The following is an 11,912-nucleotide window of genomic DNA, read 5'->3' as shown; positions in this document are numbered from 1 at the left end:
TTTCTCCCGGTCAGTCCTGCAGGGCCTCTACCCCGCTTTCGCCGATCAGCCGATAGACCCAGGCAAGGGTGCCATCCTCCAGCGGCAGCAGATCGCGGCGGTATCTTCGCCCGGCGCGCTCATAGCGGTCAAGACGGCGCAGCTCTTCGGGGGTGACGCGAAAGCGCACACCCTGCAGCACCATGTCCGGGCTGTCGCGCAGATCACGCCGGTGGCGGGTAAAGCCGCGCAACTGGGCGGGTTCGGCGGGCACGGGGCGGCCCACCACCACCAGGCGCACCACCGGGCTGGTCAATGTGGCAAAGCCGAAGACATGGCTGTCGCCCTCGGGCACGGGGGGCGCGTTGGCGTCCGGGGCGGGCAGATAGAAGGGCGCGCGGGCCACGGCAAAGCCAAGGGCCAGCAGCAGGACAAGCAGAAGAAATAAGGTCATGAGCCTGTTTCTGGAAAAGATCATGCCCGCAGACATAGGGCAGTTTCGGCCAGAATGTCCCGGAGTTTTCGCACAAGGCGGCGAGGATGATCTGCATGATCGGCGCGCGCCGCGGTTCAGAGAAGGCGCGGCTGGCCAGATCACGCCCCATGACACCCGGCAGGGCGTCGTTGCCCGTGGTCCGGAGGAGACACAGGCCCCGGACTGGACCGATGGAGCGCGCGCTGTTGCATTCGGTGGGCTTCCAAGGTGCTGCGCTGATGCGCGCCGCGCCGGTATCCGCAGGCCCCGGCTGATCGCCCTGGACCTGGGCATGCCACCGCGCATTCCGGTCCGGGGCGGGATGCCCTCGGACGCGCGGTCGTATATGTCCGGTGTGTGGTGGATGGCGATACTCCCGGGGCTGGCCATCTTCCGCGCGGTGCCGGGGCTGAACCTGCCGGGGGATGCGCGGCGCTACCCGTTCGACCCGGACCTGAAAACCAACTGACGAAGGCAAAGCATATGATCACACGCACCCATACCGAAACCATGGACGGCGCCCATCGCGCGCTCTTGTGCACCTCTGGCCCCTGGGTCCATTTCACCGGGGTGCAGCCCGGCAATCTGGATGGCGACATCAAGGCCCAGGCGCAGGACGCGCTGACCCGGCTGGAGGCGCTGATGGAGGACGCGGGCGTGGCGCAGAAGGACCTGTTCACCGTCACCATCTGGCTGAAGGACATGCGCTATTTCTCGGGCCTCAACGCGGTGTGGAACGGCTGGGTGGACGCGGCCAACCCGCCCGCGCGCACCTGCGTTTCGGGCGAGCTTTACCGCCCCGACCTGCTGCTGGAGATCGTGGCCGTGGCCTACCGCCCGGAGCCTGCGGCATGAGCATCCAGAAAACCGGACGTATCGGCGGGCAGGGGCCGAAGATATTCCTAGGCTCGGCGGCGGGGGAGATCGCCTCGGTCTGCCTGACCGCCCCCGACAACAGCGCCGATTTCACCGGCCAGACCCGCGATATCCTGGCCGTGGTCGATGAATTGCTGGCCGAGATGGGCAGCAGCCATGACAGCATCGTGGCGGTGCAGCTTTGGCTGGCCGATATGGGCGACTGGCCCGCCTTCGTGCCGATCTGGAACGCCTGGATCGACCCGGCCGCCCCGCCGGGCCTGTCGGTGGTGGAAATGGCGGCATCGCGGCGCGATTCGCTTCTGGAAATCCGCGCCTGGGCCATGCGCAGCCCGCAAACCGCATGACACGGACAGCAGGCCCTGCCCATCGACCACCCGGGGCAGGGCATCCCGGCGCGACATCGGCGCGCCGATCTATCCGCCGGGACACGTGCCGCCGGTTGGCACCTGGAAAAGCCCGGGCACGGGTCACATGCTGCGCCGGGATGCCGGGACCAGCCCCATCCGCCGCCGTGACCCCACCCGGCGCGCGCGGGGCTCAGGCGCCGGACAGCGCGCGCAGCAGCGCCGTCCAGCGCGGCAGCACCCCGTGCAGCGCGGCCCCCTGCCCGTCGCCCAGCACATGCTTGCGCATCCGTGTGGCAAGGGCCAGGCGCCAGTCATCGGCCAGGGTGATCCCCTCGGCCTCGGCCCAGGCAAGGGCCTGCGCGACAAAGGGCCGCTGCGGGTCCAGACAATCGGCGAACAGCCGTTCGGGGCGGCGCTCCACCCGGTCAAGCTGGCGGGCCAGGTCCTCGGCGGGCATCAGGTCCTCGATCGTCGCACCCTCCAGCCCGGTGATCTGCTCCAGGTCCAGAACGGCGGCGCTGTCGCCCAGCCCGGCCTTGACCCCCCTGCCCCGGGCGCCGTCATCGACCAGCACCGGCGGCGGGCCCTGATCCTCTTCGCTGAGCATGCGCGCCATGACATGCATGATCCGCGCGTTGCAGGCCGGGGCAAAGACCAGATCATGACGCGGAGCGAACGCCCCGGCGGCAATGCACTGGGTCTTCATCATGGCCAGATAGGCCTGCTCGACCTGCCCCTGCACCAGCACCGGGCGCGTGCCGTGCATGCTGGCCTCGGCCACGGCCAGATTGAGCGCCGCGCGCACCGCAAACCCCGCACCGTGCCGGGTGTCGCTGCCCTCGGCCAGCAGCAGGTCATCCGTGGCCCGGGTTGACCCGTCACGGTCGATGAACACCTTGCGCGCCCGGGCCAGCCGGTCGGCATCGACCAGAAAGGGCGAATGCGTCGTATAGATGATCTGGTTGCGCGCCCCCAACCCGTCAAAGAACACCGACAGGTCACGCTGGGCAAGCGGGTGCAGGGAATGGCCCGGCTCATCCAGCAGCAGCACGCAATTGTCATGGGCGCCCTTCGCCTCGTGCAGGAAGACCAGAAAGAAGGACAGGAACCACTGCAACCCGGTGGAGCGGTGCTCCAGCTCCACCTCCTGGGGGCGGCGGGCATCGGCGACCCAGATGCGGAAATGATTGCCATCGGCTTCGAAGCGGAAGCGATAGTCCCCCTGTTTCCACCATTCAGCGAAACGCTCGGTCAGTTTGGTGCCCGCCGATTGCAGCAGGATCGACCGGGTGCGCTTGGCCTGGGCAATCTGCGCCAGAAGCGCGGGGTCCGGCTGGTGCTGCTGGCCGCGGGCACGCATCCACAGGCTGCGCAGCACCCCGGTCCGGCCCTGTTCAGCGATCATGCGGGCCTCGGCCTCATCGCGGATATCGCGGAAATCCCGGCCCAGTTGCAGGATCTCCTGCGCCTGCAGGCCCACGAAATCGAACACCACCTTCAGCGTCCGGGCCTTGGCGCTTTCGCGGGCGCCCAGGTCGCGCCGGTGCAGGTTCTCGACCACATGCGGCAGGTAGATCTCGCTGTCCAGATTGCCGTAGTTCGAATAATAGACAAACCTTGGCAGAAGCGCTATCACCGCGCGGCGCAGTTCCTCATGCGAGGCCGGGTCCGGGGTCAGCATGGCCGCCATCTGAGTGCCCAGTTCGGACTGCAACCGGCGCAGTTGCGCAATGACAGCGCTGACGGCGGGCGGGTCGCGGGGGATCAGGGCGCTGACGGCATTGCGCGCCAGGCGCAGGTCATTGGCCGTGACCCGGTCCTGCCCCTGCAATTCGGCCAGCAGCCCCTCTACCAGGGCCAGCGCCTGCGGCTGCAACGGGTCCGCGCTGTCATCGAGCGCCGCCAGCGCCTGGCGCAGGGCTGCAAAGGCGCGGGTCAGGGCCGCGTCATCATCGCGGGCGAAATCGGGAAAGGCGATCTGGTAGGCGCCGCTGTAGAGCCGCGCCACCGACACCCGCCGGGCCTGTGCCTCGGGGATGCCGGCCAGCCTGGCCAGGGTCGCAGCGTGCTGGCCGGTATCGAATTCGGCGGTGATGAACTGGAACTGGTCGGGCGCGGCGCGGAGGGTGGCAAAGAGCGCCTTGGGGTAATCGGCAATGGGTTCCAGCGCGCCGCCGCTGGCGGGGTTGAGCTTCCACAACGGCAGCAGCAGGTTGGTCTTGCCCGATTCATTCACCCCGATCAGCGCCGTCACCCGGTCCAGCGTCAACCAGCCGGAATCGCTGACCGAACGAAAGTTGCTGACCCTGAAGCGGGTCAGCGTGAACTGTCCCGCGCGGCTGTCCGCCGCCCCATCAGGGGCGGCGGAAACCGGGGTGTGCTGGTCGATTTCAAAGTGGCTCTCGTGGCGCATGGTGGTCCTCCGTCTGCCTGTGCCCGGGGGCATCGGCGGTGCCGATGCCGGGCGCGTCCGGCTGCGTGAACATCTGCACCGCCGGCGTTGTGATCCGAGCCTCCCGCTGGCTGGCCGCGACCTCGATCATCAGCACCGCTGCGATCAGGGCCGCCACCGCTGTCTGCCCCAGGCGCCAGCACGCGGCATGGCGCTCCAGCATCCGCGGCAACGCGTAGCCGGTGCGCCGGGCCGCCCTGCGCTTGAGGGCCCACAGGCTGCTCAACTGTGTGGAAAACGCATGAAACGGCGCCATAATCCCGGCCAGGAAGCGCACCGGGCCGATTTTCTGCGCATGGGCGGTAAGGGCAGCGGCAAACGCCATGGCCAGGCCCAGCCCCACCGGCCAGAGCGCGCCGGGCGGGCTGGTCCGCACGGGGGCGGCCATGGCAGGGTCCAGCACAGGCCACAGGATCGGCAGGGCCAGCGCCGCGCCGCCCAGCCCCAGGAAGGGCAGCGCCAGGGCCTCGGGGCGGGTGCGGGGGGCAGAGGGCGGCGCAAGCCACAACAGCGCCCCCGCGCGCGCCATCAGCAGGGTCGTGGCGACCCCCGAAAGGGTCAGCGCCAGCGTGAGCCACGGCAGCCAGACCGGAGAGCCGCCCGCCAGCGCAGCCTTCAGCGCCTCCTTGCCCAGCGCGCCAGAGCTGAAGGGAACCCCCGCCAGAACCAGCGCCGGGACCAACAGCGCCGCGCCAAGTGCCAGCCGCGCCCCTGCCCCCTGTTGCGCGGCCCAGGCCCCCACGCCCAGGAACAACGCCCCCTTGGCCAGCGCATGATGCGCGGCCAGGAACACCAGCACCGGCAGGATCGCCGCCCAGGCCGCAGGCGTCATCAGCCCTGCCCCCAGCCCCAGCGCAATGATCCCCATCTGGCTGACGCTCGAAAAGCCCAGCACCGTCTTGGCCCCGGTCTGCTGCAGGCCCAGCAGCAGGGCCGCAAAGAGTGTCACCATGCCCGCCGCCATCACCACCGTGCCATGATCGCCATAGCTGACCACCCCCAGAGGCACGGCCGAGAGGATGCCGAACAGCCCGGCCTTGATCATCGCGCCGGACAGCACGGCGCTGGCGGGCACGGGGGCGGCGCCATGGGCGGGCGGCAGCCAGAAATGCAGCGGCATCACCCCCAGCTTGATCCCGAAGCCCGTCAGCAGCAGCGCCACCGCCAGATCCGACAGCGCCGCCGCGCGCATATCGGCCAGCAGAAGGGACCCGGCCTGCGTGGCCGCCAGCACCAGGCCGGAAAACAGGATCAGCTCACCGATGACGACAAAGCCGATATAGAGCCGCGCCGCCGCTTTCGCGGCCGCATCGCGGCTATGGATCACCAACCCGTAGGAGGCAAAGCTCATCAGCGCAAAGGCGCCGTAGAAGGCCATGGCGTCCTTGGACAGGATCAACCCCAGATTGCCGCTCATGGCCATCAGGAACATCACGCCAAAGCCGGTGGCGCGGGGGTCCTCGCGCATCCACTGGCGCGCGGCACTGGCGGCGGCGACCCACAGCACGGCGGTAAAGATCAGGAACAGGCGCGAGACCGGCTCCAGCCCCATGGTCAGCCCCAGCACGAACCACTCACCCGTGACCAGCACCGGCCCCGGGGTCAGCAGCGCCAGCACCAGCGCCGGAAGCGGTGCCAGCGGCATCATCCGCCACAGGATCGGCCGGGCCGCCTTGAACAGCAGCAGAAAGGCCATCACCAGCGGCCAGCCGACAGCAAGAAGGAAAACAGCAAGCGACATGGGGTTACTCCTGCAGATATTCGATGGCGACGACGAAGCGCGTCCATTCCAGCGGGCTGAAGGGGGCGTTGGCAAACCCGCCCACCACCAGCACCATCAGCGCGGTGGTGATGGGGGGCGCGGCCAGCCACCAGCCGATCCGGGGCCGGGCCGGGGTTGCGCAGGTCTCGCTGCCATCGCGGAACCAGGCGCGATAGAGCATGGGCAGGAAATACACCGCGTTCAGCAGGCTGGAGCCCAGAAGCAGCGCCACCACCCAGGCTGCGCCCGCGTCCAGCCCGCCCTGCGCCAGATACCATTTGCTGACAAACCCGGCGAGCGGCGGCAGCCCGATCATGGCCAGCGCGGCGGCTGAGAAGGCCAGCATCGTGCCCGGCATGGCGCGGCCGATCCCGTCCATCTGGCTGACGCGCTTCACCCCCATCCCCTCGGCCAGGTTACCGGCAGCCATGAACATGGTGATCTTCATCAAGCCTTGATGGATCAGATGCGCCAGCGCGCCCACGGCGGCGACAGGGCTGGCCAGCGCCACGCCCAGGGTGATGTAGCTGACCTGGCTGACCGTGGAATAGGCCAGCCGCTTCTTGATGTCGTCCTGGGTGATCGCTCTGAGCGAGCCGTAGAGGATCGTCACCGCCGCCAGTGCCGCCAGCGGCGCGGTCAGGCCCAGCGCCTGGGCAGTGTCGATGCCAAAGACCTCGTAGACCACACGCATGATGCCAAAGGCCCCGGCCTTGACCACCGCCACCGCATGCAGCAGCGCCGACACGGGCGCCGGGGCCACCATGGCGATGGGCAGCCAGGCGTGCAGCGGGACCAGCGCCGCCTTTACCCCCAGCGCGCCCACCAGCACCACAAAGAGCAGTTGCGCGGCGGCGCGGTTTTCGGCAACCACGGCGTCCAGCACGCCGCCGGGGGTGAAATCGGTATTGCCCGCCAGTACCCACAGCCCCAGCGTGCCCAGCAGCAGCACCAGCCCCCCCGCCAGCGTGTAGATCAGATAGATCCGCCCCGCGCGCAGCGCCTCGGCTGATCCTCGGTGGATCACCAGCGGATAGGTCGCCAGCGTCAGCAACTCGTAGAAGATCAGGAAGGTGAACAGGTTTCCGGCCATGGCAATGCCCACCGTCGCCGCCACGCAGAGGCTGAAGAAACCGAAGAACCGCGCCCGATGGGGCCCGCGCTCCAGATAGCCCACGGAATAGACGGTGGTGATCAGCCACAGGATCGCCGAGAGCGAGATGAACAGGATCGCCAGCGGATCGGCCTGCAGCTTGAACTCCAGCCCCGGCAGCATGGCAAAGCTGACATCATAGATCACCCCCTGGCTGACCTTGATCCCCAGCCAGGCCACCAGCGCAACCTTCATCGCCGCCACGCCCAGGTTCAGCCCGGTGCGCAGACGTGCCGCGCGCTCGGGCAGGGCAAAGAGCACCGGCGCGGCCAGCAACGAGGTCAGCAGGATGAACAGCGGCAGCAGCGGCACATCGCTGCGGACCGCCGTATTCAGTGCGGTTGAAAGATCAATCATGGCATGGCTCCGAAAGGATAGCCCAGTTCGATGAAACTCAGGATAGGTGCGGCCAGCAGGCCCAGCCCGATGGCCGAGACCGCCAGCGTCAGCGGCGCCACATCCGCCAGCGCCCAGCCCTGATGCTCACCCAGCGGCGCGCGAACCCGGTCAAAGCGCAGGAACCCCGCCAGCACGCGGCTGAAATAGGCCACCGACAGCAGGGTGCCGATCATGGTGACGCCCACCCAATGCCAGTAGCCCGCGGCCATGGCCCCCTCCATCAGCGACCATTTGCCGATGAAGCCAAGGCTGGGCGGCAGTCCGATCAGGCTGATCGCCGCCAGGGCAAAGGTGAATTGCGCCAGCGTGGGGCGGATGGCGGATTTGTCCAGTTCGCGGATGGTGTCATGGCCGACCTCGTCCTTGATCCGCCCTGCGGCCAGAAACATGGCGGCCTTGGCCACGCCATGGGCCAGGATCAGCAGCGCCGCCGCCTTCCAGCTTTCGGTCAGCCCCACCTGGCCCGCGCGGGCAAAGGCGATGAAGATCAGGCCGATCTGCACCACCGTGGACCAGGCCACCAGCAGCTTCAGACGCTCGGCCCGCAGGGCCTGGATGCCACCCCAGATCACCGCGCCCGCGCCCAGGGTGCCGATCAGCGTGACCAGAACCTCATCCGGCAGCGGCATATAGGTGGTCAGCCGCAGGAAGATATAGAGCGCCGCCTTGACCACCAGCCCAGACAGCAGCGCGCTTGCGGGCGCGGTGGCATTCGCATGGGCCGCCGGCAGCCAGAAATGCAACGGGAACAGCGCGGTTTTCAGCGCCAGCCCCACCACCATCAGCGCCAGCGCCGCGCTCAGCGCGCCCGAAGGTTCGGCCGTGATCAGCCCGGCGAAATCCAGCCGTCCCAGTTGCAGATAGACAAAACCCACCCCCATGAGGAACAAGAGCGCGCCAAGGATGCTGGCATACATGTACTCCAGCCCGGCGCGCAGCGCCGCGCGCGTGCCCGAAAGCACCGTCAGGCCCACGGCGGCCAGTGCGATCACCTCGATCATCACATAGAGGTTGAAGATATCGGTGCTGAGGTAAACGCCGTTCATCCCGGTCAGCAGCAACAGCCACAGCGGCCAGAAATACCGCGTCTGGCGGGCGTCGCGCAGGGCGTCCAGCGCGCCAAGGCTGACCAGCAGCCCCACGGCGGCGGTCATGGCCAGCATGGCCACGCTCAGCCCATCGGCGCGCAGGCTGATCCCCAGCGGCGGCGCCCAGCCGCCCAGCGCCAGGGTAACGGCGCCTTCGGCCAGCACGGCGCGGGCCAGCCAGACAACGGCCCCGCCAGTGACCAGCACCGCCACCAACCCCAGTGCCCGGGCTGCGCGCGGAAAGAGGAAGGCCAGGATCGCCCCGAAGAGCGGCGCGAACAGGGTCAGGGTCATCGGGTCACTCTGCATCTTCGGCCTCCAGGCTTTGCAGACGGCGGATCAGGGCAAGGGCCACGGCGGTGGCGCTGACCATCACCACGATCCCGGTGATGACCAGCGCGTGCGGCACCGGGTCAGGGGCGGCGGGCGGCGCGCGCCAGGCCGCCACCACCAGCACGAACCCCGCCCCGACCGAGGCCAGCTTCAGCGCCAGCACCCGGCGCAACCGGTCCTGCGCACACAGCGCCCCCACCAGCCCGATGGCAAAGACCGCGATGCCGGTCACTCCGTAGATGATGTCAGGCGTCATGGCGCGTCTCCGATGCGCTCAGGGCCACCGGCTCGCGCCCGTGAAAGAGCGCGGCCAGGGTGATGGCGATGGAAATGGTGACCACCCCCTCGATCAGCAGGATCAGGGTCTTGGCGTGCTCCAGCGGGTATTCGAAGGCCACGCGCCCACCCCCCGCCACCAGCAGCGCCACGGCGGCAAAGGCGCCGGTGCCCAGCACGAACCCCAGCCGCGCCACCCCACGATGCGCCGGGCGCGGCACATAGAGCCGCGAGAGCAGCAGCAACAGCCCCACGGCGGCCAGCACCGCGCCGCCCTGAAAGGCGCCGCCCGGGGCCTCGGCCCCGACCCAAAGCAGATAGGTGCCGATGACAACGATCGCGGGCAGGACCAGCCGGGCAAACCCGGCCCAGACCTCGCCCAGCGCGGGGGCCGGGGCCTCGGACAGGCCGCGCTCGATCTGCCAGACGGCGATGACGGCGGCCAGCAGCACCACAACCTCCATCAGCGTGTCATAGGCGCGAAAGTTCAGCAGCACCGCCGTGACCGGGTGTTCCACGCCGCTGGCGGGCATGGCCTCGGCCACCAGCGCATCGAAGCCCGGCCCGTTGCGCGGCGCGCCCAGAAAGGCCGCGGCCAGCCCCAGGGTGACCAACCCGCAAAATGCCGCATTAACCCAGATCACGGCCATGGGCACGGGCTGAACGGGTGTCACGCTGAGCGCGGCCTGCCGGTCCAGCGAGCCGGTGACGTAGCGCAGATGGTGCAGGGTCTTGAGCAGCAGCGCGCCGGTCAGGCCGGTGCCGATGGCGGCCTCGGCCAGGGCCACATCGGGGGCGGCCAGCCGCACCCAGGCCAGCGCCGAGAGCAGCCCGAAGACGATGAACAGCACGATCGCCGCGAAGAGGTCGCGCACCGTCAGCACGGCCGCCGCCAGCGCGACCACCGCAAGACCCAGCAGCAGGTCCAGAATGACATAGGGGTCAATCATGGCGGGGCGTCCTTTCGGTCTGGCGGGCGTAGCGGGCGACCAGATGGCCGCAGGTGGCGCTGGCCAGGGCAACGAAGACCCAGATCAGCGCGATGCGAAACAGCGCGCCCGGCGTGGCCAGCAGCACTGCCGCCCCCAGCGCGATAAGCCCCAGCCCCAGGCCGTCGGCCTTGGTCAGGGCATGCAGGCGGCAATAGATGTCCGGAAACCGCAGCAGGCCCAGCGTCCCGGCAATGAAGAACACGGTGCCCAGCGCAATCAGGATGGCGGCAATCAGCTCCTGCATCATTCCGCCCTCCGCGAGGCCAGGACGACAAAGGCCACCAGCGTCACCGCCGCCAGCACCGCAAAGACCATCGCCACATCCAGCAGCGCAGGCAGGTGCAGCACATGGGCCAGGATCAGCAGGATCGCCACCGCCGAGGTACCGAAGAGCTGCGCCGCCAGCATCCGTTCGGCCGGGGCGGGACCACGCAGGACCCGGATCAGCCCGGCCAGGATGCTGGCCAGCAGCAGGACAAGGATGGTGCCAAGGAAAATGCTCATCGGGGAAACTCCGTCGCTCAGATCAGGGCAAAGAGGGCCGCGATGCGCTGCTCCAGCGCGCCCAGATCGGCCTGCAGGTCGGCGCTGGTGTCCAGCATGTGAACGCTCACCCTGTCGCCGTCGATCTCGGCGGCAAGGGTGCCGGGCAGCAGCGTCACCGTGTTCAGGAACATCACCCGCGGTGCGCCCGCAGGCAGGGAGAGCACGTAGCTCCGGAACCCCGGGCGCAGCCCCATGCGCGGGGAAAACGCCCGCGACGCAACATCGACCGCGCCGCGGACGCTCAGCCGCACGAACCACAGCGCAAAGGCCAGCGCACCGCCCGGCGACAGTCGCCAGCCCGGGCTGAGGGGCATCAGGAACACCAGCGACGCCCCCGCCAGCACGGCCGGAACGCCAAAGACCAGCGCGTCCACGCGGAACCCGGTCAGCCCGCCCCAGATCAGGGCCAGCACCAGCAGCGTCGATCCGAACCGCCGCCAGCGGGCACGCGGGGCGGGCCGCTCGCCTGGCAGAAGGAGCGCATTGGCCTGCACCTGCACGGGGCCGGTGGCGGTGTTGGCAACAGTCGGCAGACGGGGCATCGGGGCCTCTCTCATGTCATGCGGACGGACCCGACGCGCTGGCGCGCAGGGGGCCGTCCCGGGTTGTGGTGATTGCCCGGATTACGCATGGCAGCCGGGTTTAATCCCCGTGCGGCGCCGAATTCGCACCGCAACCACACGCTTTGGTGAGACATGGATTAAACCCGGCGGCGGCGCGTAATCGGGGCATCAACAGAACGGAGGACCCCATGTCCATGACCGCGACAACCGTGCAGTTTCGCAAGCCCCGCGCGGGCAATGACGGATTGATCGGCCTGTGGGGCCGGCTGATCCACCGTGACCCCGAAAGCTATGACATCTGGCTGGAAGAGCGCGACATGACCATCATCACCGCCGCCCTGATGCGCCTGAACGAGCGTCAGCTCAACCGCCTGGGCCTGTCGCGCGCAACCCTGGCGCTGGATGTCGAGGACCTGACCCGGCGCGCCGAGCGCGATGCCGAACTGACCGCCGACATCCTGCGCATTGTCGAGGATTCGGACCGTGGCCCGGAGCATCGGCACAGCCCAGCCACCCATGCCATCGCCGCTGAATGAGCCCCCGAGATGGTTCAGAACAGAAAGCCGGATCACCATGTGATCCGGCTTTTTTGCATCCCCCGCCCCTCGGCATCCCCCGCCCCTCGGCATCCCCCGCCCCTCGGCATCCCCCGCCCCTCGGCATCCCCC

14 protein-coding genes are annotated in these 11,912 nt (G+C 68.9%); 4 read left to right on the top strand and 10 right to left on the bottom strand.

Annotation, left to right across the window (positions count from 1 at the left end; all coding sequences use genetic code 11):
- Positions 1-10 precede the first annotated feature (10 nt).
- Positions 11-433 (bottom strand): gamma-glutamylcyclotransferase family protein, encoded by a 423-nt coding sequence (locus HUK65_RS14060; RefSeq protein WP_179906908.1) that lies wholly within the window; start codon positions 431-433, stop codon positions 11-13.
- Between HUK65_RS14060 and HUK65_RS14055 the strand changes: the two genes are divergently transcribed.
- The 3 genes from HUK65_RS14055 to HUK65_RS14045 are packed head-to-tail and all read left to right on the top strand — an operon-like array spanning position 432 to position 1,677.
- On the top strand, positions 432-923 hold the full coding sequence (locus tag HUK65_RS14055; RefSeq protein WP_179906907.1) for a hypothetical protein: 492 nt from the start codon (positions 432-434) through the stop codon (positions 921-923). The two genes, HUK65_RS14060 and HUK65_RS14055, sit on opposite strands and share 2 nt — an antisense overlap.
- Positions 924-937: 14 nt before the next feature.
- Positions 938-1,309 carry a Rid family hydrolase gene (locus tag HUK65_RS14050; RefSeq protein WP_179906906.1) on the top strand — a complete coding sequence of 124 codons (372 nt, stop codon included), beginning with the start codon at positions 938-940 and terminating at the stop codon, positions 1,307-1,309.
- The gene (locus HUK65_RS14045) at positions 1,306-1,677 is read left to right on the top strand and encodes a Rid family hydrolase (RefSeq protein WP_179906905.1); all 372 of its coding nucleotides are present in this window, start codon (positions 1,306-1,308) and stop codon (positions 1,675-1,677) included. Before HUK65_RS14050 ends, HUK65_RS14045 begins: the two co-directional genes overlap by 4 nt.
- A 193-nt stretch (positions 1,678-1,870) precedes the next feature.
- Here HUK65_RS14045 and HUK65_RS14040 read toward each other — a convergent pair whose 3' ends face one another.
- Genes HUK65_RS14040 through HUK65_RS14000 form a run of 9 tightly spaced genes read right to left on the bottom strand, consistent with a single transcriptional unit; the run spans position 1,871 to position 11,223 of the window.
- Positions 1,871-4,093 carry an ATP-dependent nuclease gene (locus HUK65_RS14040; protein WP_179906904.1) on the bottom strand — a complete coding sequence of 741 codons (2,223 nt, stop codon included), beginning with the start codon at positions 4,091-4,093 and terminating at the stop codon, positions 1,871-1,873.
- Complete coding sequence (locus HUK65_RS14035) at positions 4,071-5,873, bottom strand: complex I subunit 5 family protein (protein WP_179906903.1); 1,803 nt, start codon at positions 5,871-5,873, stop codon at positions 4,071-4,073. The genes HUK65_RS14040 and HUK65_RS14035 overlap by 23 nt, the downstream gene beginning before the upstream one ends.
- A gap of 4 nt (positions 5,874-5,877) precedes the next feature.
- A complete protein-coding gene (locus HUK65_RS14030) occupies positions 5,878-7,404 on the bottom strand; it encodes a complex I subunit 5 family protein (protein WP_179906902.1) in 1,527 nt (508 codons plus the stop codon).
- Positions 7,401-8,843 carry a complex I subunit 5 family protein gene (locus HUK65_RS14025; RefSeq protein WP_179906901.1) on the bottom strand — a complete coding sequence of 481 codons (1,443 nt, stop codon included), beginning with the start codon at positions 8,841-8,843 and terminating at the stop codon, positions 7,401-7,403. The genes HUK65_RS14030 and HUK65_RS14025 overlap by 4 nt, the downstream gene beginning before the upstream one ends.
- Positions 8,833-9,123 (bottom strand): NADH-quinone oxidoreductase subunit K, encoded by a 291-nt coding sequence (locus HUK65_RS14020; RefSeq protein WP_179906900.1) that lies wholly within the window; start codon positions 9,121-9,123, stop codon positions 8,833-8,835. The genes HUK65_RS14025 and HUK65_RS14020 overlap by 11 nt, the downstream gene beginning before the upstream one ends.
- A complete protein-coding gene (locus HUK65_RS14015) occupies positions 9,113-10,093 on the bottom strand; it encodes a hydrogenase subunit MbhD domain-containing protein (protein WP_179906899.1) in 981 nt (326 codons plus the stop codon). Before HUK65_RS14015 ends, HUK65_RS14020 begins: the two co-directional genes overlap by 11 nt.
- Entirely contained in the window at positions 10,086-10,382 is a 297-nt protein-coding gene (locus tag HUK65_RS14010; RefSeq protein ID WP_179906898.1) for a cation:proton antiporter, read from the bottom strand. The genes HUK65_RS14015 and HUK65_RS14010 overlap by 8 nt, the downstream gene beginning before the upstream one ends.
- The gene (locus HUK65_RS14005) at positions 10,379-10,639 is read right to left on the bottom strand and encodes a monovalent cation/H+ antiporter complex subunit F (RefSeq protein WP_179906897.1); all 261 of its coding nucleotides are present in this window, start codon (positions 10,637-10,639) and stop codon (positions 10,379-10,381) included. The genes HUK65_RS14010 and HUK65_RS14005 overlap by 4 nt, the downstream gene beginning before the upstream one ends.
- A 17-nt stretch (positions 10,640-10,656) precedes the next feature.
- On the bottom strand, positions 10,657-11,223 hold the full coding sequence (locus tag HUK65_RS14000; protein WP_179906896.1) for a Na+/H+ antiporter subunit E: 567 nt from the start codon (positions 11,221-11,223) through the stop codon (positions 10,657-10,659).
- A 215-nt stretch (positions 11,224-11,438) separates the two neighbouring features.
- Between HUK65_RS14000 and HUK65_RS13995 the strand changes: the two genes are divergently transcribed.
- Positions 11,439-11,780, top strand: coding sequence for a hypothetical protein (locus HUK65_RS13995; RefSeq protein WP_179906895.1), 342 nt, complete (start codon positions 11,439-11,441; stop codon positions 11,778-11,780).
- Positions 11,781-11,912 lie beyond the last annotated feature (132 nt).

It is taken from the genome of Rhabdonatronobacter sediminivivens, from assembly GCF_013415485.1.
In the GTDB taxonomy this organism is placed as follows: domain Bacteria; phylum Pseudomonadota; class Alphaproteobacteria; order Rhodobacterales; family Rhodobacteraceae; genus Rhabdonatronobacter; species Rhabdonatronobacter sediminivivens.
Note: the sequence above shows the minus strand (reverse complement) of the source record. Positions and strands in the feature narration are given on the sequence as shown.